The organism is Allobosea sp. FW305-C-101 (assembly GCF_058783685.1).
This window is the reverse complement of record NZ_JBYSYT010000006.1, coordinates 189,907-213,371: the sequence shown is the minus strand read 5'-3', so window position 1 is coordinate 213,371 and position 23,465 is coordinate 189,907. Positions and strand designations below refer to the sequence as shown.

Here is a 23,465-nt window from a genome sequence, read left to right as displayed (position 1 = left end):
CCCGTCAGTGCGCCGGCCCCTTCGCCGGCGCTGCGGGCGCGCCCTCCCAGCGCGTATGCGCCGGCAGGTTCTCGCCCTTCATGATGACGGTGAGCAGGCCGATCTGGGCGTAGTCGCCGACATGGGTGTCGTAGAGCACGGTCGCGCCCGCGCCGACGCAGACGCCCTTGCCGAGGCGCACGCGGCCGACCTTCATGACCCGGTCCTCGTAGAGATGGGTCTGCAGCGCCGAATGGGCGTTCACGGTGCAGAAATCCCCGACCTTGATGCAGTCGAACTCGGTGATATCGGTCGAGTCGAGCCAGACGCCCTTGCCGTATTTCGCGCCGAACAGCGTCAGGAACCAGGGCAGGAACGGCGTGCCGCGCAGATAGTCGAACAGCACCTTGCCGCCGAGGCCCCAGTACATCACCGCGACGGCTTCTGTGCGCATCGCCCACCACGACCACATCGGCTTCATCACGGGCTTGTAGACGCCCATCATCAGCCACTTGACGGCGGCGCAGATCAGCGCCTGCACCACCGCGATCGCGACCGCGACGCCCATGAAGGAGAGGACGAGGCCGAGCCAATCGCCCTCGTTGATCTTCTGCTGCAGCACCATGTCGACCGCGATCGTGCCGAAGGTGATGAACAGCATCGCCGGGAAGGAGGTGTGCAGCGCCTCGAACAGGCCGCGCCCGAACTGCTTGGCGAAAGAGGGCTTGTAGGTCCAGTCCGCGCCGAGATCGACCTTCTGCCGTGTCGGCAGGCGGATCGGCGGCGAGCCGAACCAGGTATCGCCGGGCTGCATGCGGTCATTGGCCGGGGGTTTCGACTTGATGCCGATCAGCACGCGATCGGGGATGACGGCGCCGGGCGGCACCACCGCGTCGTTGCCGACGAAGACCTGATCGCCGGTGCGTGTGGCGTCGAGGCGCATATAGCCGCGGCGCATGTCCTCGTCGCCGAAGACGACCTCGTCGGCGATGAAGTTGCCCGCGCCGATGCCGGTCAGATCATAGCGGCCGGAGAGATTGGTCGAGATCTCCGCACCCTTGCCGATACTGGCGCCCATCAGCCGATACCAGGCGCGCATATAGATGGTGGCGAAGAGCGAGGAGAGCGTCTCCAGCGTCACCTCGGTCGCCAGCGCCACCGTCCATTTGCGGGCGTAGAAGCTGGAATGGATCGACCAGGAGCCAGAGGTCACCCGCGGCAGGATCGCCCAGCGCAGGCCCGCCATCAGCAGGACGGTGAAGGAGATCAGGCCGATCGCGGTCGGCCAGGTCAGGATCGGCAGGAACCAGAGATAGCTGATCTCGGTCCAGCCGGCGATCCAGTAGTCGATCTTGTCGAACAGCCAGAAGGCCGGGAAGATCGGCAGCAGGCTGACCGGCGGCAGCACGACCAGCATCAGGATGTAGAAGGCCGTCAGCAGCGCGCGCCGGCCGGCCGAAGCCTCGGCCTGCTGCGGCAGGGCCGCGACATCGACCATGCCGATCTTGCGAGCAGGCGTGCCGTCCCAGATCTCGGCCTCGCCGACATGGGCGCCGGGCGCGATCGCGGTGAGGTCGCCGATCTCGGCATGGTCGCCGATGACCGCGCCATGGCCGAGCACGACCGAGGCGCCGGCGGAGACGTCCTTGCCGATGGTGATCCGGCCGATGATCAGCTTGTCGCCGATCGCCTCGCCATTGGCGAAGGTGGTCTTGGAGCCGAAGCTCGTGCCCTCGCCGATCTCGATCAGGTCGATGGCGCCGGCTTCGTAGTCGGAAATGATAACGTCGCGCCCGACCTTGGCGCCGAGCAGGCGCCAGTAGAAGCGCATCACCGGCGTGCCCTGAAGCCACTTGATATGGACGAGCCCGGCGACGCGGGCGGCGAACCACCAGCGGAAATAATAGACGCCCCAGAGCGGATAGACGCCCGGCTTCGTGCGGCCAAGCACCAGCCATTTCAGCGCGATGGCGATGAGGCCGGTGACGACGATGATCGCGACATAGACGCCGAGCAGCGCCGCGATCTGGCCGAGCAGCGGCAGGTCCTCGCCCGAGAGGATCATGTAGGTGACGAAGACGCCGAGCCATTGCGCCGTCGCAAGGCCGATGATGACTGGGAGCGCCGCGGCCTGGGCGAGGCCGCAGAGGAAGCGCCGCAGGAAGGGGGGCGGCGTGAAGGAGAGATCCTCGGCCACGGCGACGCCGCGCTCGTCGAGCAGCACAGCCATCGCCCGGAGCGTGCGGGCGGCATAGACATCCTGCAGCGTGATACCGGCATAGGCCGGCGTCTCGCGTACGATCGAGATGAAGCGGGCCGCGAGCAACGAGTGCCCGCCGAGATCGATGAAGAAATCGGCTTCGAGCGGCAGGCTCGTCGTGCCAAGCACCCGCTTGGCCGCCTCCAGCAGCGCGGCTTCCGTCGCGTTGCGCGGCGGCTCCTGCTCGCCATCGGCGCTGGGCGCCGTCAGGGGCGCCGCCTTCAGCATCTTGCGGTCGACCTTGCCGGAGACCATGCGCGGCAAGGAGCCGGCCGCCTCGAAATGCGCCGGCACCATATAAGGCGGCAGCTTCTCGCGCAGCGCCGCCCGCAGAACCGGCCCGTCGACCGCGACGCCGGGCTCGGGCACGACGAAGGCGACGAGGCGCTCGATACCGTCATCGGTGCGCAGCACGACCGCCGCCTGCGCGACACCCGGCTCATCGGCAAGCTTGGACTCGATCTCGCCGAGTTCGACGCGGAAGCCGCGGATCTTGATCTGGTCGTCGATGCGGCCGTGGAAGACGATGTTGCCGTCGGCATCGAGGCTGACGGCATCGCCCGAGCGGTAGAGGATCGGATCGCCCTCGCCTGCGACGCCCGTGAAGGGGTTGGCGATGAACTTCTCGGCCGTCAGCTCGGGGCGGCCGTGATAGCCCTTGGCGACACCGGGGCCGCCGATCAGCAATTCGCCCTGCTCGCCCGGATGGACGAGGCGCATGTCCTCGCTGACGATGTAGGCCGTGTAGTTCGGGATCGGCTTGCCGATGGTCACGGTCTCGCCGGGCACGACCTCGGCAGCCGTCGCGACGACCGTGGCCTCGGTCGGCCCATAGGTGTTGAGGATGCGCCGGCCGGGCTTCGACCATTTCTGCACGATCGCCGGCGGCAGCGCCTCGCCGCCGAGCAGGATCAGCTTCAGCGAGGGCACGTCGGCCGGCAGGATGCCGAGCAGCGTCGGCACGGTGTCGATGATGGTGACCCCGGCCTCGTTCAGAATCGCCGGCAGCTTCTCGGCATCGCCCATCATCTCGGGCGAGGCGACGAAGAGGGTCGCGCCGACGAGATAGGGCGTCCAGATCTCCTCCATCGACAGGTCGAAGGCGACGGAAGCGCCCTGGAAGGCGACGTCGTCCGGCCCGAAGCCGTAGAGCGCGTTTCCGGAGCGCAGGAAATGGCAGATGTTGTGGTGGCTGATGACGATCGCCTTGGGCGTGCCCGTCGAGCCCGAGGTATAGATCAGATAGGCAGGATGATCGGCGGTGAGTCCCGCCGGACGCGCCGGCGGCTCTGTTCCATCGGCGCCCGCGGCAAGGCCCTCGGGCGTCCAGACGGCGCGCTCCGTCGCCTCGGCCCGGCCGACCCAGCCGGCGCAGGTGACGATGCCCTTGGCCTGGGCATCGTCGAGGCAGGTCGCGATGCGCTCGACCGGCGCTTCGGCATCGAAGGGAATCCAGGCCGCGCCCGCGCGGGTGATCGCGATCTGCGCGACGAGGAGGTCGATGCCGCGCGGCATCCACAGCCCAACCATGTCGCCGGGCCCGATGCCGGCAAGCTGGAGGCCGCGGGCCTGACGCCCGGCCTCGGCCCAGACCTCGGCATAGCTCAGGCGGCGCTCGCGGTCGGTGAGAGCGGGGTGATCGGGGCGAAGCGCGGCAGTGGCCGCAAAAATCTCGGCCAGCACCTCGTCCCGAATCAAATCGGGACGCTTCTCGCCGGCCAGCATGGCGAGGGGGTTGGCGGCAGCCGCGTCAGACGCCGCCGACAGCTTCGTCATATCGTTCATCGCGCCCCGTTGCGCTGAAAGGCCCGCCGCTGACACCGCGGCAGACCCTGCCTTCGGCCGTATGGCGCCCTATCACGCACCTCGTGAAGAAAACCGGAATCGTCGCTCCCGCCTCGCGACATCCGCGTGAGCCCCCCGGCCGGGCAGGCCGCCGCATCACAACGCCTCGCTAGCATATTCTCCCTGCAAAATCACGCCTGAACCGGCCATGAATGCCGCCCGCGCCGCCGTGATCCCGCCGCGTGCAAACTCAGATCCAGTCTGCCTTGTTCCCGTTGACGACGAGCAGCTTGCCCTGCCAGATCTCGACCATCGAGGCCTCGCGCGGCGCCACCGCCCCGACCAGCGCCAGCACGGCGCGCGCGACGCCGCCATGGCTGACGATCACCGTCTCACGCTGGAGTTCTGCCAGAACCGGGCGGATCCGCTCGGCCAGCATGCGATAGCTCTCGCCGCCCGGCGGCACGAAACCCCATTTGTCGCGCTCGCGCAGATGCGCCTGCTCGCGCTCGGCCTTGCGGATGTCCCGCCAGGTGAAGCCTTCCCACGCGCCGAAGGTCAATTCGCGCAGGCGATCGTCGACACGGTACTCGCCGGCCGGCAAGGCGAGCTCACGCCGGAGGATGTCCATGGTCTCGCGCGCCCGCTGCATCGGCGAGCCGATATAATCGAGATCTGCGTAAGCCGGCTCCAGCGCCTTCAGGCGGCCTGCGGCCTCGGCGGCTTGACGGCAGCCGAGATCGTTCAGCGGAATATCCTGCCCGCCCTGCAGCCGGCCCTCCCGATTCCAATCGGTCTCGCCATGGCGGACGAGGATGAGGCGGTGAGGAAGCGATAGCGGAACCATGTCTCGCTTCTGCACGCCGGCACCAGCAGGGTCAAAGCTCTTCCCGGCGCTTTCCGGCGATGGCGACAATCGGCCGCTTTCTGTGGCCGAAATTACACGGCGTGTGTATAGCGCCCTTGCCTCGTCACTAGCGGAACAGCATGCCCCCTGCCCTCACCCTGCCCGACGGCCGCAGCCTCGCGCTTCCCGCGACGCCGCTCGTCATGGGCATCGTCAACATGACGCCCGATTCGTTCTCGGATGGCGGGCTGCTGGCAACCGCGGAAGCGGCCGTCGCCCATGGCGCGCGCCTCGCGACCGAGGGCGCCGCCATCGTCGATATCGGCGGCGAATCGACCAGGCCCGGCCATGCGACTGTCGATGCCGCGACCGAGATGGCGCGCGTGCTGCCGGTGATCACCGGGCTGAAGGCCAAGGTCGAGACGCCGATCTCGATCGACAGCTACAAGGCCGATGTCGCGGAAGCGGCGCTCGCAACCGGCGCCTCGATCGTCAACGATGTCTGGGGCGCCCAACGCGATCCCCGCATCGCCGCGGTCGCGGCGCAAGCCGGCGCGCCGATCATCCTGATGCATAACCGCGAGAGCATCGATGCCTCGCTCGACATCTTCGACGAGGTGCTGCGCTTCCTCGAACGCTCCATCGCGATCGCGACGCAAGCCGGCGTCCCGCAAGGCCAGATCGTCGTCGATCCCGGCATTGGTTTCGGCAAGACGGTCAGGCAGAATCTCGACCTGATCCGCCATCTCGACCGGCTCGCCGTGCTCGGCTGCCCGGTCCTGCTCGGCGCCTCCCGGAAATCGACGCTCGGCCGCATCACCGGCCGCGAGGTTCCGGCCGAGCGGCTCGCCGCCAGCATCGCCGCGCATCTCTATGGCGCGAGCCGCGGCGCCGCCATCATCCGCGCCCATGACGTCGCCCCGCATATCGACGCGCTCAAGACCTGGGCCGCCATCGAAGACAGCATGAAAGCAGACCTGTGAGCGAAACCGGCCGCATCCTGATCGAGAAACTCGATATCTACGCCTATCATGGCTTCTTCTCGGAAGAGGAGCGGCTCGGCCAGCGCTTCGTGCTCGACCTCGTGCTCGATGCCGACCTGCGCGCCGCGGCCGCCAGCGACCGGCTCACTGATACCGTCGATTACGGCCGGGCCGTCGCGATCGTGGCCGAGGCTTTCACGGCCCGCCGCTATCATCTGCTGGAAGGCGCGGCGCGCGCCGTGGCGCTGGCGCTTTTCGACGCCTTCCCGACCGTCGCGGGCGTCGAGGTCACCTTGCGCAAGCCGGCCCCGCCGATCCCGGCGACGCTCGGCTCGGTCGGCATCCAGTTGAGGTTCCAGCGTGAAGGTTGAAGCCGCACTCGCCTTCGGCGGCAATATCGGCGACCCCGTCGCGGCCTTCGCCGCGGCGCTGAAGGGGCTGCGCGAGCATTCCAGCGTGACGCTCGGCCGGTTGTCCTCGATCTATCGCACGCCGCCCTGGGGCAAGACCGACCAGCCGGAATTCCTCAACATGGCGGCGCTGGTCGAGACCTCGCTGCAACCGGCGGACCTGCTCGCCTTCTGCCTGGAGCTGGAGCGCGCCGGCGGCCGCGAGCGTCGCGAGCGCTGGGGACCGCGCACGCTCGATATCGACATCCTGACCTATGGCGATGCGATCATCGACCAGGCGCGGTTGCAGATCCCGCATCCGCGCATCCCCGAACGCGCCTTCGTGCTGACACCGCTGGCCGAGATTCTGCCGCAGCGCCTGATCGGCGGGCGCAGCGTGACCGAGTTGCTCGCCGCCGCCACAGACGAAACGATCCGCCGCGACGAAGCCGCGACGGATCGGTTGAAGGCACTGCTGGAAGCTTAGCTCACCACTTCGACATCGGGTCGATCAGGCGCACGTCGCCGGTCGATCCGATGAGCGGTGTCACTCGCCCTTGTCGAGGGAGATGTCCGGCGCGGTCGGCACCTTCATGCCGACGACATGGTAGCCGGCGTCGACATGCATGATCTCGCCGGTGATGCCGCGCGACATGTCGGAGACAAGGAAGACCGCGGTCTCGCCGACCTCCTCGATGGTGACCGTGCGGCGCAGCGGCGAGTTGTACTCATTCCAGCGCAGGATGTAGCGGAAATCGCCGATACCCGAGGCCGCCAGCGTCTTGATCGGGCCGGCCGAGATCGCGTTGACGCGGATCTTCGAGGGGCCGAGATCGGCGGCGAGATATTGCACGCTCGATTCCAGCGCAGCCTTGGCGACGCCCATGACGTTGTAATGCGGCATCCACTTCTCGGCGCCGTAATAGGTCAGGGTCAGCATGGCGCCGCCATCCGGCATCAGCTTCTCGGCGCGCTGGGTAATCGCGGTGAAGGAATAGCAGGAGATCAGCAGCGACTTGGTGAAATTCGCCTCGCTGGTCTCGACATAGCGGCCGGTCAGTTCGTCCTTGTCGGAGAATGCGATGCAGTGGACGACGAAGTCGAGCTTGCCCCAGAGCTTCTCGACCTCAGCGAAGACCGCGTCGATCGTGGCGCCGTCGGTGACGTCGCAATGGCCGACGACATGGCCGCCGAGTTCCTTGGCGAGCGGCTCGACGCGCTTCTTCAGCGCATCGCCCTGATAGGTGAAGGCGAGTTCCGCACCCGCGTCCGCCGCCGCCTTGGCAATGCCCCAGGCGATGGAGCGGTTGTTCGCGACGCCCATCACGAGCCCGCGCTTGCCCTTGAGGAGATTGGCGGTCGGCGAAACGGCGTTGGAATCAGGCATGGGAGACCCGCAGATGAATGACGAGCAGGTCTCTTAGAACAGTCGCAGGGAAACGGGAACCGCTTTTGATGCCCGCCTCCACGGCTGAATCATGCATAAGGCCGCGATCCGCGGCCCGCGCACCCCGTTTTCAGCCGTGCTGGCGCCGGAGCCGGCTCAGTTCGCCTCGTCCCGCGCCTTCATCAGCGCCGTGAGCTCGGCGTCGCTTGCCGGCATCTCGATATCGATGGCGACGAACAGGTCGCCGACAGCACCCTTCTCACCCTTGAGGCCCTTGCCGCGCAGGCGGAACTGCCGGGTCGTGCCGGTCAGCGGCGGGATGTTCATCTCGACCGCGCCGGTCAGGGTCGGCACATGCAGCGGCCCGCCGAGCACGGCCTTGGCGAGCGGCACCGCGACGCGCGTGCGCAGGTCGTTGCCATCGACGATGAAGCGGGAATCCGGCTTCACCTTGATGGTCATCATCACGTCGCCGGCCTCGCCCGAGAACGGATCGGTCTGGCCGAGCCCGCGCAGGCGCATCACCTTGCCGTCGCTAACCCCCTCGGGGATGGTGATCTCGACCTCACGGCCCCCCGGCAGCTTGACCCGGCGGGTGCCGCCGGTCGTGGCCTGCGCCAGCGTGACCTCGAGCGTGAAGCTCTGCTCCGGCGGCTTCTGCGGCTCCGGCTTGCCACGGGCGCGCCGGGAACCCTCGCCGAAGAGCGAGGAGAAGATGTCGGAAGCGTCGAAGCCGGCATCACCCGCTCCGCCGCCCGGACCGGCGCGACCGCCAAAGGGATTGCCGCCGCCCTGGCCGAAATTGAACTCGAAGCCACCGCTGCGCCCGCCGCGGCCGGCACCCATGCCCTCGAAGCCCTGGAAGCGCGGCTTGCCCTCGGCATCGATCTCGCCGCGGTCGAACTGCTTGCGCTTGGCCTCGTCACCCAGGATCTCATAGGCCGTGTTGAGTTCGGAGAACTTGTCCTGCGCCTTGGGGTCGTCCCGATTGCGGTCCGGGTGCAGCTCCTTGGCGCGGCGGCGGAAAGCCTTCTTGAGTTCCGCATCGCTCGCGCCGCGGGCGACGCCCAGAACCTGATAGGGATCGCGCATTCAAACCTCTTTCACACAAAGTCGAACGGCCGGCGCCAAAAACCGCCAGCCGTCCGCTTCACCTCATGTGGGGACGGTGTGGCGTACGCGCAACACCTGAACGAGGCCGTTTTGCACCCGGCACGACACCGACGCAAGCGGCGTGAAGCTAGCTCAGGTCCTTCCAGGGGCCCATGTCCTTGACGGCCCATTCGCCGCCCGAAGGGCGGCAGGCCGTGCCCTGGAGCTTGACCGGCCGGGCTTGTGTCTGGACGCTGGCGATGAAGGCGCGGCAGATCTCGTCGGAGCGCAGGAACGGCACACCGACCGGAATGAAAGAGCCCTTGATGCCGCTCTGGGGATTGTCCCAGGAAACGGCGGCGCCATTGCCCTGTGGATCGAGCGCCACGCCCATCGCTCCATCGGCGCGGCGCATGTCTTCCGGCCCGAGTTCCGTTGCCAGGCTGGCGAGCGGACCGGCGCGATCGCCGCCTCGCGCAGGGAGGACCGATGAGGTCGTCATCGCCGAGGTCGCAGCGACCTCGTCCTCGCTCTTGCTCGACAGGCCGAGAATCGGAAAGGACACCGAGCAACCGGCGCTGAGCAGCCCCAGCAGCATCGCGGCAGCCAGCGGGCGCATGGGGGCTGCGCAACGGTTAAGGCTTGGGAACGCCCCCGCCCCTGCCCTATATAAGCCAAACGCCCGAACTCGGATCACTTCTGCGCTCGCCCGACGCCCACTTCAACTACCCGAGGATTAGAACGTGCAACCGTTAACGAGCGGTGACTTCACCGAGGAAAACGAGCCTTTCGCCTTGTTCCATAAGTGGTTGGACGAGGCCACGAAGTCCGAGCCGAACGACCCGACCGGCATGGCGCTCTCGACCGTCGATGCCGAGGGCATGCCGAACAGCCGCATGGTGCTGCTCAAGGGCCATGGGCCTGATGGTTTCGTGTTCTACACCAATACCGAAAGCCAGAAGGGGCAGGAGTTGCTCGGCCAGCCAAAGGCCGCCGCGCTGTTCCACTGGAAGAGCCTGCGGCGGCAGATCCGTATCCGCGGCCATGTCGCGCTCGTCACCGACGCCGAATCGGACGCCTATTACCAGTCCCGCCCACGCGACAGCCGCATCGGTGCCTGGGCCTCGCAGCAGTCGCGACCGCTGGAGAGCCGTTTCGCGCTGGAGAAGGCGGTGGCGAGCTACACACTGAAATTCGGCATCGGCGAGATTCCGCGTCCGCCCTACTGGCGCGGGTTTCGCATCACCCCGACCTATATCGAGTTCTGGCGCGACGGCGCCTTCCGTCTGCATGACCGCATCATCTTCCGCCGCGACGCGACCGACGCGCCCTGGACGAAGACGCGCTTCTACCCCTGAGGATCTCAGCCACATGGCGATGCCCACGTTCGATTTTCCGAAGACCGAACCGGGCAAGCGCCCGGTCATGCTGCTGACCGGGGCGAGCCGCGGCATCGGCCACGCCACGGTGATGCAGTTCGCCATGGCGGGCTGGCGCATCCTGTCCTGCTCGCGTCAGGCCTTTTCCGACAAATGCCCGTGGCCGTCCGGCGCCGACGATCATATCCAGATCGATCTCGGCGACCCCGAGGACACGATGCGGGGCATCGCCGAGATCAAGAAGCGGCTGGCCGTCGAGGGCGGCAAGCTCAACGCGCTGGTCAACAATGCCGGCATCTCGCCAAAGGGGCCGAAGGGCGAGCGGCTCGGCGCCGCCACGACCTCCTTCAACGACTGGCACAAGGTCTTCCAAGTCAATTTCTTCGCGCCGATCATGCTGGCGCGCGGCCTGCTCGACGAGCTGACGGTCGCCAAGGGCGCGATCGTCAACGTCTCCTCGATCGCGGGCTCGCGCGTCCACCCCTTCGCCGGGGCGGCCTATGCGACCTCGAAGGCGGCGCTCGCCAGCCTGACCCGTGAGATGGCCGCCGATTTCGGCCCGTTCGGCGTGCGCGTCAATGCGATCTCGCCCGGCGAGATCGACACCTCGATCCTGTCACCCGGCACCGAGAAGATCGTCGCGACCCTGCCGATGCAGCGCCTCGGCAAGCCCGACGAGGTCGCCAAGGCGATCTATTTCCTGTGCACGGACGCCTCGAGCTACGTCACCGGCTCGGAGCTGCACATCAATGGCGGGCAGCACGTTTGATGCGTGAGCCGCTGGCATGAGCGAAGACGGCGGCCAGGTCATCCGCTTCCCCGCACCAGGGCGGGCCGCGGCGCGACCGGTGCTGGCAGCCTCCGTCGCCGTCTTCCGCGACGGCAAGGTTCTGCTGGCGACCCGGACGAAGCCGCCGGCCGACCAGCTCTGGTCACTGCCGGGCGGCAAGGTCGAAGCCGGTGAGACGCTTGAGGAAGCAGCCTTGCGCGAGCTGGAGGAGGAGGTCGGCGTCGCCGCCCGCATCCTCGGCTTCAACCGCCATGTCGAGATCTTCGGCCGCGACGCCAAGGGCGCCGTGACGCATCATTTCGTCGTCGCATCCTTCATCGGCGAATGGCTCTCCGGCGAACCGCACACGGGGCCTGAGGCCGGCGCGGTGATGTGGGCCGATCCGCTGAAGCTCGGCGGGCTCGCGACGACGCGCGAGCTCGGTGACGTCCTGCGCCGGGCCCATCAGCTCTTCACGACCGGCGCCTCGGCATCATGAGAATCGGGCCTCGCCATCAGGCGCTTCTGGCCGCCCTGCTCCTGCTGCCGATCGCGGTGGAAGCACAGCAGCGGCCCCCGCAACCTGCCGCGAAGCCCCCCGCGACCAAGCCCGCCGAGCAACCGCCGGCTGAACCAGCCGCCCCGCCCTATGAGCCCCAGCTCCTGCAATTGTCCGAGATCATGGGATCGCTCGCCTATCTCAGGACGCTCTGCGGCGGACGCGAGGCGCAGGACTGGCGGACGCGGATGACCGCGCTGATCGAAGCCGAGGGCCGGACGCCGCAGCGCCGCGACCGGTTAACCGCAGCCTTCAATCGCGGCTTCAAGGCCTATTCCCTGACGCATCGCTCCTGTACCGAGGCCAGCCAGGAGGCTTCGTCCCGGCTGGCGGCCGAGGGCGAGGTGCTGTCGCGGGCGCTCGCCGGGCGCTATGGCGGCTAGGCAACAGCTGTTGCCGTAAGGCTTCTTCCACCGGATTTTCCCGGTCGCGTTAACCTTTCTTAAACGCCGTGGTAGCGTGCCGCTCTGGCACGGCTTATGTCTTGAGCATCGCCCAACCGTCGCGATCCGGGGCATATCCGCCGCGATTCGCGTCAGACAGAAGGCTCAGAGTCCCGTTTCGATGCCGATCCAGCCAGACGACACGATGCTCGACCCGAATCTTGCCGAGGACCACGGCGACGTCCGCCGCGTGGCCTATGGCTATGTCGAGGACGCCTTCAACGAGGCGCAGCAGGACGGGCTCGATCCCGACGCCATGGCCCATGCCGCGCTGTTCGCGGCCCTGCGGACGCTGGTCGAGACCTATGGCGAGGACGCCACCGCGACCTTCGCAGAGACGCTGGCCGACAAGGTCCGCTGCGGCGCCTTCACCTGCGGCACGCGCCACTGAACAAGTCGATCAGGGCGCTGCCGCCGGGTGTGCCCGAACCATTTTGATGATCCGCAGCACGGCCGCGCTGTCGCCGAGCGGCATCTCCGCGCAGGCGCTCTTCCCCGCACGAATCGCCGCCATCGCCGCCTCGGCCTGGAACTGAAGGCCGTTGCCGGCAAAGGCGAAGTTTTCGCTGACCCGGCCGGACTTAGGCAGGCGGTCGAGCAGGCGCGCCATGCTGCCCGCTCGGCGTTCGTAAGCTGCAAGCGCGCGGCCGGCATCGGCATACCAGCTCAACCGCTGGGCCTTCAGGAACGGCGCCTCGAAGATCAATCCGCCGCTCTCACCTGCGACGAGCAGCCGGTTCGTTCCGGTCCGATCGAAGCCGCAGGAGAGCTCGGCCAAAGCCGCGGGATAATCCAACCGGAAGGAGCTGCGCCGGTCGACGCCGGTTCCGGCGGCAAGCCAGCTCCCGCTCACGGCCTGCGGCTCGCCCAGCAGCTGCAGGGCCAGCGACAGCGGATAGACGCCGAGATCGAAGGCGGCACCGCCACCGAGAGCCGGATCGAAGAAGCGGCTGCCGGCCTCTTCGGGATGGAGATAGGAGAGATCGGCGCGGATGCGCCGGACCTTGCCGATGCGGCCAGCCGCAACCTCATCGCGCGCCCGGCGGACAGCCGGCAGGAAGCGGCTCCACAACGCCTCCATCGCGAAGATGCCGCGCGCGCCGGCCGCTTGCGCGATCGCTTCCACATCGGCGCTGGCCAGCGCGATCGGCTTCTCGATCAGGACCGGCTTGCCGGCCGCTATGGCCTTCAGCGCCTGCGCGGCATGGAGATGGTTGGGCGTCGCGATATAGACCGCCTCGATCGCGGGATCGGCGAGGAAGGCAGCCTCGTCGTCATAGGCTTTCGCCTCGCCGAAGCGCGCGGCGAAGCCTTGCGCCTTATCGAGCGAGCGCGAGTGCACGGCGGCGATGCGCGCCTGCGGCAGCAAGCCGAGATCGGCGGCGAAGAGCCCGGCAATCGTGCCGGTGCCCATGATCCCCCAGCCGAATGGCCTGTCCTGCGCCACGCGCCCCTCCCTCGCTGGCGACGAGCGATAGCGGAGGGGCGTTAAAGCCGCGTGTGCGCGACGTCGTTTGCCTCGTCCGCGGTCCGCAAAAACACGCCGTCATCCCGGGCTTGTCCCGGGATCCATCGAACGGCGCTGCGCTCTACGATGGATCCCGGAGCTCCGCTGCGCTCCGTCCGGGATGACACCGTGGTTCCGAGCTAATCCAACAGCGTCACACCGCCAGCGCGAAGCCGTCCTTGCGGTGGTCGGAAGCGCCGAACATCACGCCGCGCTTGTGATCGACCCAGATCGCCTGGCAGCCGCCGAGCGGCTCCTCGGCCCAGACCACGTCATGGCCGCGCGCCTTCAGATCGGCGGCGATGCTCGCGGGAATCGTCGTCTCCAGCGAGAGCTTGCCGTCATAGGCGAAGCTGCGCGGCGCATCCGAGGCCTGCTGCGGATCGAAGCCGCGGTCGAGGATGCCGGAGAGGAAATGGGCATGGCCGGTCGACTGGTACTGGCCGCCCATCACACCGAACGGCATGATCGGCTTGCCGTCCTTGGCGAGCATGCCCGGAATGATCGTGTGGAACGGGCGCTTGCGCGGGGCGATGGCGTTCGGGTGCCCCTCGATCAGGCGGAAGCCCGAGCCGCGGTTCTGCAGCATGACGCCGGCCTTCGCCGCATAGATGCCACTGCCGAAGGCGGAGAACAGCGAATTGATGAAGGACACCATGTTGCCGGCGCCGTCGACGACGCAGAGATAGATCGTGTCCTTGTGCAGCGGCATGTCGAAAGTTTCCGGCGCCGCCGCCTTCTCCAGGCTGATCTCCCCACGGATGCGGCCGACGAACTGGTCGGAGAGGAAGGCGTCCGTGTCGAAGGGGCTGACAGCCGGGTCGGCGACCAGCGCGTCGCGCTGGCGATAGGCGGCCTTGCTGGCTTCGGCGAGGAGATGGATGCGATCGGCCTCGCTGAGCTTCTCGTCCTTCATGTCGAGGCCTTCGAGGATGCGCGCGATCAGCAGCGCCGCGATGCCCTGGCCGTTCGGCGGGCATTCCCAGAGGCGGTGGCCGCGATAATCGGCACCGATCGGATCGACATAATCCGGCTTCGAGGCGGCGAAATCCTCAAGGCTGATCAGGCTGCCGGCCGCGTTCAGTACCGAGACCATGTCCTGCGCAAGCTCGCCCTCGTAGAAGGCCGAGCGGCCCTCGCGGGCGATGCGGCGCAGCATGTTGCCGAGCGCGGGGTGGACCATCTTGTCGCCGACCGCCGGAGGATTGCCGCCCGGCAGGTACACGGCATTGCCGAGGCCGTGCTTCTCGATGCGGCCGCGAGCCTTGGCCCAGTCGAGCGCGACGCGCGGCGTCACCACGAAGCCTTCTTCCGCAGCGCGGATCGCGGCTGCGAAGATCTCGTCGAGGCTCTTGCTGCCATGGTCAGCAACGAGGCGGCACCAGGCGTCGATGGCGCCGGGCACCGTGACGGCATGGGGCGAATCCGCTGCGATCGAGGTCATGCCCTGGCCGAGGAACCAGCCGAGCTCGGCCTTGGCGGCCGAACGGCCCGAGCCGTTGATCGCGACCATCTTGCCATTGGCCGGCGCATAGATCGCGAAGCAATCGCCACCGATGCCGGTCATGTGCGGGTCGACCACGGCCTGGACGGCCACAGCCGCGATGGCAGCATCGATGGCGTTGCCGCCGTTGCGCAGGATTTCGACCGCCGCCAGCGTCGAGGCCGGATGCGAAGTCGCCGCCATGCCGCGATCACCGACCGCAACCGGCCGGCCCGGCACCATGAAATCGCGAACGCCCCAGCTCATGCTCGTCTCCACCTCTGCGACGCCATCGTTGCGCGACGCCTTGTTTCTCCCAACGCTTTGGCGCGCCGGCCATAGGCTTGGCAATCCCGCCAAGCGCATGGCCGGCACCACCCGTCCCTCGCCGCACGCAACGATCTCGATTGACATAACCGCACATCGGACTATCGCCGCGTCCGAAGGACGGGCCTGCCATGCAAGACTACATCCGCAAGATCATCGGGGCGCGCGTCTATGACGTCGCGATCGAAAGCCCGCTCGACCCGCTGCCGCGGCTCTCCGCCCGGCTCGGCGGCAGCGCGCTCCTTAAGCGCGAAGATCTGCAGCCCGTCTTCTCGTTCAAGCTGCGCGGCGCCTACAACAAGATCGCCGGCCTCTCGACAGTCGAGGCCGAGCGCGGCGTGATCTGCGCCTCCGCCGGCAACCATGCGCAGGGCGTGGCGCTGGCGGCGAAGAAGCTCGGCATCAAGGCGACCATCGTGATGCCGCGCACCACGCCGGACATCAAGGTGCAGGCGGTGCGCAGCCTCGGCGGGCGCGTCGTCCTGCATGGCGAGAATTTCGACGAGGCTTATGGCCATGCCCGCAAGCTCGAAGCCGAAAAGGGCCTGACCTTCGTCCATCCCTATGACGATCCAGACGTCATCGCAGGCCAGGGCACGGTCGGCATGGAAATCCTGCGTCAGCATTCCGAACCGATCGAGGCGATCTTCGTGCCGATCGGCGGCGGCGGGCTCGCGGCCGGCGTCGCGGTCTACGCAAAATTCCTGCGGCCGGAGATCAAGGTGATCGGCGTCGAGCCGGAAGACGCCGCCTCCATGGCCGGCGCGATCGCAGCAGGCGAGCGGATCGTGCTCGATCAGGTCGGCCTCTTCGCCGACGGCGTCGCCGTGCGGCAGGCCGGCGAGGAGACATTCAGGCTCTGCCGAGAGCTGCTCGACGAGGTCGTCACCGTCTCGACCGACGAGATCTGCGCGGCGGTGAAGGATATCTTCGAGGATACCCGCGCCATCGCCGAGCCCTCCGGCGCCGTCAGCCTCGCCGGCCTGAAGACCTATGCTGAGCGTGAGCCTAAACGTACCGGCGCGCTGATCGCGATCAATAGCGGCGCCAACATGAATTTCGACCGGTTGCGCCATATCGCCGAGCGGGCCGAGATCGGCGAGCATCGCGAGGCGCTGCTGGCCGTGACCATCCCCGAGAGGCCCGGCGCCTATCGCGCCTTCATCGAACTGCTCGGCCGGCGCGCCATCACCGAGTTCAACTACCGCTATTCCGATCCGAAGGCCGCGCGCATCTTCGTCGGCGTGCAGTTGTCCGAGGGCGATGCCGAGAAGCGCCAGATCATCGCGATGCTGTCCGAGCACGGCTATCCCGTGCTCGACATGAGCGATAACGAACTCGCCAAGCTGCATATCCGCTACATGGTCGGCGGCAAGGCGCCGGGGCTCGGCGACGAACTGATCTTCCGATTCCAGTTTCCGGAGCGGCCGGGCGCGCTGCTGAAGTTCCTCAACAGCCTCTCGGCCGACTGGAACATCTCGCTGTTCCACTACCGCAACCACGGCGCCGATTACGGACGCATCCTCGCCGGCATCCAAATTCCGCCGGCCCAGCGCAGCCAGCTCGCCAAGCGTCTCGATGCCCTCGGCTACCCCTATTGGAGCGAGAGCGACAACCCGGCCTATCTCTCGTTCCTGGCGGAGATGCCGGGCTGATCGCGAAGCCATGCCGCCGTCATGCTCGGGCTTGACCCGAGCATCTCCTTCCAGACGGGGCTCTGGCGCTTTCTCGTCGTGAGATTCTCGGGTCTGCGCTACGCTTCGCCCGATAATGACGGCGCGAAATCATTCGTTCAGATCGAATGATACGTTTGATATTATGCATTGGATCGATCGGACGGAGAAGAATATTTCCTGACCAGCATCGGAGAGCTGGTCAATGTCCTCTTACGCCCCGCAGAACCTCGCGCAGCCTGCCCCTGCGGCATCTGGTGCGTCATGGTTCCCCATCGGCCCCGGCCTGCTGCTTGCCGGCACGATCGCGGCGGCCGGTTTCGCCTTGCGGCAGGTGCCGGGGCTCGGCGCCTTCAGCCCGATGATCCTGGCCATCCTGATCGGCATCGGTTTCCACAACCTCGTCGGCACGCCGGCGCGCGCAAAGGCGGGTGTCGCCTTCGCCATGCGCAAGGTGCTGCGCTTCGCCATCATCCTGCTCGGGCTCCAGCTCACCGTGGCGCAGGTGATGGCGGTGGGCTTCAGCGGCATCGCCGTGATCGCGCTGACGCTGGTCTCGACCTTCCTCTTCACCACCTGGCTCGGCCGGCGGATCGGCGTCGAGCGCAAGCTGGCTGAGTTGATCGCGGCGGGCACTTCGATCTGCGGCGCCTCGGCGGTGATCGCGACCAATACCGTGACGCAGGCGCCCGACGAGGATGTCGCCTATGCGGTGGCTTGCGTCACCGTCTTCGGCTCGATCGCGATGTTCGCCTATCCGCTGTTGCCGGGGCTGCTGCATCTCGATGCCCATGCCTATGGCCTGTGGACGGGCGCCTCGATCCATGAGATCGCGCAGGTCGTCGCCGCTGCCTTCCAGGGCGGGCAGCAGGCCGGCGAGTTCGGCACGGTCGCCAAGCTGTCGCGGGTGATGATGCTGGCACCGGTCGTGATCACGCTCGGGCTGATGGCGGCGCGGCTCGCCCGCGGCAAGGGCGATGCCGGTACTCAGGCCAAGGCGCCGATGCCCTGGTTCGTGCTCGGCTTCATCGCGATGGTGGGGCTCAACAGCCTCGTCAGCATTCCCGCCGATGCCAAGGCCGGCATCGTCACGGTGACCACCTTCCTGCTCTCGATAGCGCTGGCCGCGATGGGGCTGGAGACCGATCTCCGCAAGCTCAAGGCCAAGGGCCTGCGCCCGCTGCTGCTCGGGCTCGCCGCCTTCCTGTTCATCGCCTGCTTCAGCCTTCTGCTGGTGAAGCTCGCCGCGTAAGCTCGGGCGCATGACGCTCGAACAGCTCCGCATCTTCGTCGCCGTCGCGGAACGGGAACACCTGACGCAAGGGTCCCGCGCCCTCAACCTCACCCAATCGGCGGTGAGTTCCGCGATCGCGACGCTGGAAGCGCGCTATGCGACCAAGCTGTTCGACCGGATCGGCCGGCGTATCGTCCTGACCGAGGCCGGTCGCCTCTTTCTGATCGAGGCGCGCGCCGTGCTGGCGCGGGCGACAGCAGCGGAGGCGGTGCTGTCCGATCTCTCGGGGCTGGCGCGCGGCTCGCTTGCGCTGATGGCAAGCCAGACCGTGGCGAATTACTGGCTGCCGCCGCTGATCCAGCGCTTCCGCCGCGAGCATCCCGGCATCGCCGTCTCGCTCGCGATCGGCAATACCGAGACGGTCAGCGCCGCGATCCATGACGGCGCGGCCGATCTCGGCTTCATCGAGGGCGAGATCGACGACCCGGCACTGGCGATGACTGAGGTCGCCGAGGACGAACTCGTCATCGTCGTGCCTCCCGGCCATTCCTGGTTGAAAGCGACGCCCTCCTCCGCGGAGCTGTCGCAAGGCGCCTGGGTTCTGCGCGAACCGGGCTCGGGGACGCGGGCGATGTTCGAGGCGGCGTTGCCGGGGCTCGGCCTCGCGACGACCGATCTCGCCATTGCGCTGGAACTCCCGTCCAATGAAGCCATCTGCGCAGCCGTTGCGGCCGGCGCGGGCGCGACCGCGATCTCGCGGCTCGTCGCCGCCAATGCGATCGCCGCCGGGCGGCTCGCCACCGTGGCGCTGCCGCTGCCGAGGCGCCGCTTCCTCGCGCTTCGGCACAAGGAACGCTACCTCGCCAAGGCGGCGGCAGCGTTCCTCGCGCTCAGTCAGGCTGGCTGACGCTCAGGCCGCCGCGGCGGCGCCCGGCGCGGCGCGCATCAGCATGCCGAAGAGATCGCGGGAATCGTCGGGATCGGCGATCAGGTCGAGATCGACATAGGTGCCGGCCTCGCGGATGCGCTCGTAGACATAGCGCAGCGCCGAAAAGTCCTCGATCGCGAAGCCGACCGAGTCGAACATCGTGATCTGGCGGGCGTCGGTCCGGCCTTGAGCCGCCCCGGTGATGACCTTCCAGAGCTCCTCGACCGGATGGTCGGCATCGAGCTGCTGGATATCGCCCTCGATGCGGGTCTGCGGCGGATACTCGACGAAGATCGACGAGCGCAGCAGCACGTCGCGGTGGATCTCGGTCTTGCCGGGGCAGTCGCCGCCGACCGCGTTGATATGGATTCCAGCGCCGACCATGTTGTCGGTCAGGATCGTCGCATACTGCTTGTCGGCCGTGACGGTGGTGACGATCTCGGCGCCCTCGACCGCCTCCATCGCGGTGGCGCAGCGGGTGATCTTGAAGCCGTGGCGGGCGAGGTTGCGGGCGCATTTCTCGGTCGCGGCCGGATCGACGTCATAGAGCCGCAGGTTCTCGATGCCGAGGATCGCGCGGAAGGCAAAGGCCTGGAATTCGGACTGGGCGCCATTGCCGATGATCGCCATGGTCGAAGCGTTCTTGGGTGCAAGGTGCTTCGCCGCCACCGCCGACATCGCTGCCGTGCGCAGCGCGGTCAGGATGGTCATCTCGGAGAGCAGGACGGGATAGCCGGTCGCGACATCCGAGAGCAGGCCGAAGGCCGTGACCGTCTGGAGGCCCGCCTTCATGTTCTTGGGATGGCCGTTGACGTATTTGAAGCCGTAGAGCTTGCCGTCGCTGGTCGGCATCAATTCGATCACGCCTTCGAGGCTGTGCGAGGCGATGCGCGGCGTCTTGTCGAAGATTTCCCAGCGCCGGAAATCGTCCTCGATATAGGCGGCGATCTCGGACAGCATCCGCTCGATACCGATCGCATGGACCAGCTTCATCATGTGGTCGACGCTGACGAAAGGCACGACGTTGAGCTGGTGAATCATGGGTCCCCGCACTGTTCTCGTTGAAGGAGCCATTGTCCCTGTTTTTGGCGGCAGGCGGAAGAAGCCAAAACGACCAGATCGGCGCCAAGATTGATCGATATGGTAAAGTCATCTATCCATTTCGGACGATGGACGATCTCGACCGCAAGCTCATCACCCTGCTGCGTCATGACGGGCGCCGCAGCATCTCGGACCTCGCCGCCGATCTCGGCCTGACGCGGGCGACGGTGCGGGCGCGGCTGGAGAAGCTGGAGCAATCCGGCGAGATCATCGGCTTCACCGTGATCCTGCGCTCGGACGCGATCGACCTGCCGGTGCGCGGCATCACGATGATCGAGATCGCCGGTCAGGCAGCGGATTCGGTGATCGATGCGCTCTCGGGCTTCACCGAGGTCTCCAGCATCCACACCACCAACGGCAACTGGGACCTTGTCGTCGAGCTTGGTACCTCCGACCTGATCGCTTTCGATCAGGTGCTCCGGCGCATCCGCATGATCCCCGGCGTCACCAACAGCGAGACCAGCCTGCTGCTGGCGACGCCGCGTAGCGTCAAGGCGCGGCTCTAGCCCCCGCAAGAAGCGCCGCTGCATGGCGGCCATCCGCAAACGCGGCGTGGCGCCCCGTGACAGGCGCGCATCCGCCCCCTAACGTTGTGCCCCGTCAGATACAGCGTTGGTGGCGGCCGGCGATGCATGATCGCGCAAGGCCGCCCGTTCGCGTCGGACACCCACAGTTCCCGCTCGGGGCATCGATATCCGGCCGCTTCCGGCAGGTTGTCCGTGCCACGAGCCAAGATGAGGCAGGAAACCAGACCATGGCACATGAGCTCGAATTCTATATCGACGGCCAGTGGGTGAAGCCGTCGGGCAGCCGCACGCTCGGCGTGATCGACCCGTCGAACGAAGAGGTCTTCGCCACGATCGCGCTCGGCGAGCAGGCCGATGTCGACAAGGCCGTCGCTGCAGCCCGCGCCGCCTTCCCGGCCTTCGCCAAGACCTCCAAGGCCGAGCGCCTCGCCCTGATGCGCCGCCTCGCCGAGGCCTACAAGAAGCGCTACGACGATATCGCCGACATCCTGTCGCGCGAGATGGGCGCGCCGAAGGAGCTGGCGCACCGCGCGCAGGCCGCGATGGGCACCGCCCATCTCGCCAAGATGATCGAGACGCTCGAAAACTTCGAGTTCGAGGAGCTGCGCGGCACGACCCTGATCGCCAAGGAGCCGATCGGCGTCGTCGGCATGATCACGCCGTGGAACTGGCCGCTCAACCAGATCATGTGCAAGGTCGCGCCCGCGCTAGCCGCCGGCTGCACGATGGTGCTGAAGCCCTCCGAGATCGCCCCGCTCAACGCCATCATCTTCGCCGAGGCGATGGAGGAGGCCGGCGTGCCGAAGGGTGTGTTCAACCTCGTCAACGGCGATGGCCCGACGGTCGGTGAAGCCATCTCGCGCCATCCCGGCGTCGACATGGTCTCCTTCACCGGCTCGACGCGCGCCGGCATCCTCGTCGCCAAGGCGGCGGCGGACACGGTCAAGCGCGTCCATCAGGAGCTCGGCGGCAAGTCGGCCAACATCATCCTTGATGATGCCGACCTGAAGAAGTCGGTGAAGCTCGGCGTCGAGAGCGTGATGCGCAACTCGGGCCAGTCCTGCAACGCGCCGACCCGGATGTTCGTGCCGGAGAAGCTGCATGAGGAAGCCCTCGCCATCGCCAAGCAGGTGGCCGAGCCGCTCAAGGTCGGTGCCCCCTCGGCGGATGGCGTCTTCCTCGGCCCGGTCGTCAGCGAGGTCCAGTACGAGAAGATCCAGCGCCTGATCGAGGCCGGCATCAAGGAAGGTGCGACGCTGGTCACCGGCGGCACCGGCCGTCCGGAAGGCCTCAACCGCGGCTACTATGTCCGCCCGACCGTGTTCGGCGGCGTCACCGACGACATGACCATCGCCCGCGAGGAGATCTTCGGCCCCGTGCTGTCGATCCTGCCCTACAAGAGCGACGATGAGGTGGTGGAGCGCGCCAACGACACGCCTTACGGCCTGGCGTCCTATGTCCAGTCCGGCTCGCAGGAGCGCGCTCGCGGCATCGCCGCGCAGATGCGCTCGGGCAATGTCTACATCAACTATCCGGCCTGGGACGCCGGCGCGCCCTTCGGCGGCTACAAGCAGTCCGGCAACGGCCGCGAATACGCCGATTTCGGCCTCGAGGAGTTCCTGGAGATCAAGGGCACGGTCGGCTACGCCGCGGCCTGATCGGATAGCGATCTGACGACGACGAGGCCCGGTGGACCAAAAAGCCACCGGGCCTTCATTTTAAGCTCGTTTCAATCGATTGAGAGGCTCAGGACCATGGTCAATCCGAACCGCTATGACGCGATGCGCTATAACCGCTGCGGCCGCAGTGGATTGCAATTGCCGGCGCTCTCGCTCGGCCTCTGGCAGAATTTCGGCGAGACCGGCAGCCACGCCAACATGCGCGAGATCTGCCGCACCGCCTTCGATCTCGGCATCACCCATTTCGACCTCGCCAATAATTACGGCCCCCCGCCCGGCTCGGCCGAGACTGCCTTCGGCGAAATCCTCCAGCAGGACTTCGCTGATTATCGCGACGAGCTCGTGATCTCGACCAAGGCCGGCTACCGGATGTGGCCCGGCCCCTATGGCGAGTGGGGCAGCCGCAAATACCTGATCTCCAGCCTCGACCAGAGCCTGAAGCGGATGAAACTCGACTATGTCGATATCTTCTATTCGCACCGCTTCGATCCGAACACGCCGCTGGAAGAGACGATGGGCGCGCTCGACGCCATCGTGCGCCAGGGCAAGGCGCTTTATGTCGGCCTCTCCTCCTACAATGCGAAGCGCACGCAGGAGGCGGTCGCGATCCTGCGCCGGCTCGGCACACCCTGCCTGATCCACCAGCCGAGCTATTCGATGCTCAACCGCTGGATCGAGCAGGACGGCCTGCTCGACACGCTCGACGCCGAGGACATCGGCTCGATCGTGTTCTCGCCGCTGGCGCAGGGCATGCTGACCGACAAGTACCTGAAGGGCGTCCCAGTCGGCAGCCGCGCCGACAAGAAGGCGCCCTCCTTCCGCGAGGGCTTCCTGAGCGATGACAATCTCAGGAGCATCGCGGCGCTGAACGAGATCGCGGCAGCGCGCGGCCAGAGCCTTGCCCAGATGGCGATCGCCTGGGTGCTGCGCGGCGGGCGCGTGACCTCCGCCCTGATCGGCGCGAGCCGGCCGGAGCAGGTGACGGATTGCGTCGCGGCGTTGAAGAACCCGGAGTTTTCGGCTGAGGAACTGGCAGCGATCGACAGGCACGCCGTCGATGGCGGCATCAATATCTGGGCGGCTTCGGCGGAACGATAAGCGCCCGCTCCGCCGTCATGCTCGGGCTTGACCCGA

22 protein-coding genes are annotated in these 23,465 nt (G+C 67.2%); 14 read left to right on the top strand and 8 right to left on the bottom strand.

Going from position 1 to position 23,465, the window contains the following annotated elements; genetic code table 11:
• Nucleotides 1–4 precede the first annotated feature (4 nt).
• Together AC3WMA_RS22920 and AC3WMA_RS22915 are read right to left on the bottom strand one after the other, a co-directional pair.
• Nucleotides 5–4,024, bottom strand: a complete 4,020-nt coding sequence (locus AC3WMA_RS22920) for a Pls/PosA family non-ribosomal peptide synthetase (protein ID WP_492287629.1) — start codon at nucleotides 4,022–4,024, stop codon at nucleotides 5–7.
• A 250-nt stretch (nucleotides 4,025–4,274) separates the two neighbouring features.
• Nucleotides 4,275–4,871: a histidine phosphatase family protein gene (locus AC3WMA_RS22915; protein WP_492287628.1), complete on the bottom strand. Its 597-nt coding sequence runs from the start codon at nucleotides 4,869–4,871 to the stop codon at nucleotides 4,275–4,277.
• 140 nt (nucleotides 4,872–5,011) lie between these two features.
• Between AC3WMA_RS22915 and folP the strand changes: the two genes are divergently transcribed.
• Genes folP through folK form a run of 3 tightly spaced genes read left to right on the top strand, consistent with a single transcriptional unit; the run spans nucleotide 5,012 to nucleotide 6,730 of the window.
• Complete coding sequence (folP, locus tag AC3WMA_RS22910) at nucleotides 5,012–5,854, top strand: dihydropteroate synthase (RefSeq protein WP_492287627.1); 843 nt, start codon at nucleotides 5,012–5,014, stop codon at nucleotides 5,852–5,854.
• Nucleotides 5,851–6,225 carry a dihydroneopterin aldolase gene (gene folB / locus AC3WMA_RS22905; protein ID WP_492287626.1) on the top strand — a complete coding sequence of 125 codons (375 nt, stop codon included), beginning with the start codon at nucleotides 5,851–5,853 and terminating at the stop codon, nucleotides 6,223–6,225. The genes folP and folB overlap by 4 nt, the downstream gene beginning before the upstream one ends.
• Nucleotides 6,215–6,730 carry a 2-amino-4-hydroxy-6-hydroxymethyldihydropteridine diphosphokinase gene (folK, locus tag AC3WMA_RS22900; protein WP_492287625.1) on the top strand — a complete coding sequence of 172 codons (516 nt, stop codon included), beginning with the start codon at nucleotides 6,215–6,217 and terminating at the stop codon, nucleotides 6,728–6,730. The genes folB and folK overlap by 11 nt, the downstream gene beginning before the upstream one ends.
• A gap of 60 nt (nucleotides 6,731–6,790) precedes the next feature.
• On the opposite strand, the gene fabI is transcribed toward folK, so the two are convergent.
• From fabI to AC3WMA_RS22885, 3 genes are all read right to left on the bottom strand, one after another.
• Entirely contained in the window at nucleotides 6,791–7,630 is an 840-nt protein-coding gene (fabI, locus tag AC3WMA_RS22895; protein WP_306224018.1) for an enoyl-ACP reductase FabI, read from the bottom strand.
• Between the two features lie 156 nt (nucleotides 7,631–7,786).
• A complete protein-coding gene (locus AC3WMA_RS22890) occupies nucleotides 7,787–8,722 on the bottom strand; it encodes a DnaJ C-terminal domain-containing protein (RefSeq protein WP_492287624.1) in 936 nt (311 codons plus the stop codon).
• A gap of 148 nt (nucleotides 8,723–8,870) precedes the next feature.
• Complete coding sequence (locus AC3WMA_RS22885; protein ID WP_492287623.1) at nucleotides 8,871–9,341, bottom strand: RT0821/Lpp0805 family surface protein; 471 nt, start codon at nucleotides 9,339–9,341, stop codon at nucleotides 8,871–8,873.
• A 124-nt stretch (nucleotides 9,342–9,465) separates the two neighbouring features.
• On the opposite strand from AC3WMA_RS22885, the gene pdxH reads away from it, so the two are divergent.
• The 5 genes from pdxH to AC3WMA_RS22860 all read left to right on the top strand — a co-directional run bounded on the left by pdxH (nucleotide 9,466) and on the right by AC3WMA_RS22860 (nucleotide 12,263).
• Entirely contained in the window at nucleotides 9,466–10,080 is a 615-nt protein-coding gene (gene pdxH / locus AC3WMA_RS22880) for a pyridoxamine 5'-phosphate oxidase (RefSeq protein WP_492287622.1), read from the top strand.
• A gap of 67 nt (nucleotides 10,081–10,147) precedes the next feature.
• Nucleotides 10,148–10,870, top strand: coding sequence for an SDR family NAD(P)-dependent oxidoreductase (locus tag AC3WMA_RS22875; protein WP_492287646.1), 723 nt, complete (start codon nucleotides 10,148–10,150; stop codon nucleotides 10,868–10,870).
• Between the two features lie 16 nt (nucleotides 10,871–10,886).
• Entirely contained in the window at nucleotides 10,887–11,369 is a 483-nt protein-coding gene (locus tag AC3WMA_RS22870; RefSeq protein ID WP_492287621.1) for an NUDIX hydrolase, read from the top strand.
• Nucleotides 11,366–11,812, top strand: a complete 447-nt coding sequence (locus AC3WMA_RS22865) for a TIGR02301 family protein (protein ID WP_492287620.1) — start codon at nucleotides 11,366–11,368, stop codon at nucleotides 11,810–11,812. The genes AC3WMA_RS22870 and AC3WMA_RS22865 overlap by 4 nt, the downstream gene beginning before the upstream one ends.
• Nucleotides 11,813–11,993: 181 nt before the next feature.
• A complete protein-coding gene (locus AC3WMA_RS22860) occupies nucleotides 11,994–12,263 on the top strand; it encodes a hypothetical protein (RefSeq protein ID WP_348521636.1) in 270 nt (89 codons plus the stop codon).
• Nucleotides 12,264–12,272: 9 nt separating this feature from the next.
• Here AC3WMA_RS22860 and AC3WMA_RS22855 read toward each other — a convergent pair whose 3' ends face one another.
• Nucleotides 12,273–13,286 carry a Gfo/Idh/MocA family protein gene (locus tag AC3WMA_RS22855; RefSeq protein ID WP_492287645.1) on the bottom strand — a complete coding sequence of 338 codons (1,014 nt, stop codon included), beginning with the start codon at nucleotides 13,284–13,286 and terminating at the stop codon, nucleotides 12,273–12,275.
• Between the two features lie 247 nt (nucleotides 13,287–13,533).
• Complete coding sequence (locus AC3WMA_RS22850; RefSeq protein ID WP_492287619.1) at nucleotides 13,534–15,129, bottom strand: gamma-glutamyltransferase family protein; 1,596 nt, start codon at nucleotides 15,127–15,129, stop codon at nucleotides 13,534–13,536.
• Nucleotides 15,130–15,320: 191 nt separating this feature from the next.
• On the opposite strand from AC3WMA_RS22850, the gene ilvA reads away from it, so the two are divergent.
• The 3 genes from ilvA to AC3WMA_RS22835 all read left to right on the top strand — a co-directional run bounded on the left by ilvA (nucleotide 15,321) and on the right by AC3WMA_RS22835 (nucleotide 19,003).
• Nucleotides 15,321–16,844 carry a threonine ammonia-lyase, biosynthetic gene (ilvA, locus tag AC3WMA_RS22845; protein WP_492287618.1) on the top strand — a complete coding sequence of 508 codons (1,524 nt, stop codon included), beginning with the start codon at nucleotides 15,321–15,323 and terminating at the stop codon, nucleotides 16,842–16,844.
• Between the two features lie 223 nt (nucleotides 16,845–17,067).
• Nucleotides 17,068–18,114 (top strand): YeiH family protein, encoded by a 1,047-nt coding sequence (locus AC3WMA_RS22840; protein WP_492287617.1) that lies wholly within the window; start codon nucleotides 17,068–17,070, stop codon nucleotides 18,112–18,114.
• Between the two features lie 10 nt (nucleotides 18,115–18,124).
• Nucleotides 18,125–19,003, top strand: a complete 879-nt coding sequence (locus AC3WMA_RS22835) for a LysR substrate-binding domain-containing protein (protein WP_492287616.1) — start codon at nucleotides 18,125–18,127, stop codon at nucleotides 19,001–19,003.
• A gap of 3 nt (nucleotides 19,004–19,006) precedes the next feature.
• Here AC3WMA_RS22835 and ocd read toward each other — a convergent pair whose 3' ends face one another.
• Complete coding sequence (gene ocd / locus AC3WMA_RS22830) at nucleotides 19,007–20,065, bottom strand: ornithine cyclodeaminase (RefSeq protein ID WP_492287615.1); 1,059 nt, start codon at nucleotides 20,063–20,065, stop codon at nucleotides 19,007–19,009.
• Between the two features lie 128 nt (nucleotides 20,066–20,193).
• Here ocd and AC3WMA_RS22825 point away from each other — a divergent pair, with 128 nt between their 5' ends.
• From AC3WMA_RS22825 to mgrA, 3 genes are all read left to right on the top strand, one after another.
• On the top strand, nucleotides 20,194–20,631 hold the full coding sequence (locus AC3WMA_RS22825; RefSeq protein ID WP_293799244.1) for an Lrp/AsnC family transcriptional regulator: 438 nt from the start codon (nucleotides 20,194–20,196) through the stop codon (nucleotides 20,629–20,631).
• 248 nt (nucleotides 20,632–20,879) lie between these two features.
• Nucleotides 20,880–22,310, top strand: a complete 1,431-nt coding sequence (locus tag AC3WMA_RS22820) for an aldehyde dehydrogenase family protein (protein ID WP_492287614.1) — start codon at nucleotides 20,880–20,882, stop codon at nucleotides 22,308–22,310.
• A 96-nt stretch (nucleotides 22,311–22,406) separates the two neighbouring features.
• On the top strand, nucleotides 22,407–23,429 hold the full coding sequence (gene mgrA, locus AC3WMA_RS22815) for an L-glyceraldehyde 3-phosphate reductase (protein WP_492287613.1): 1,023 nt from the start codon (nucleotides 22,407–22,409) through the stop codon (nucleotides 23,427–23,429).
• The last annotated feature ends 36 nt before the right edge of the window (nucleotides 23,430–23,465 follow it).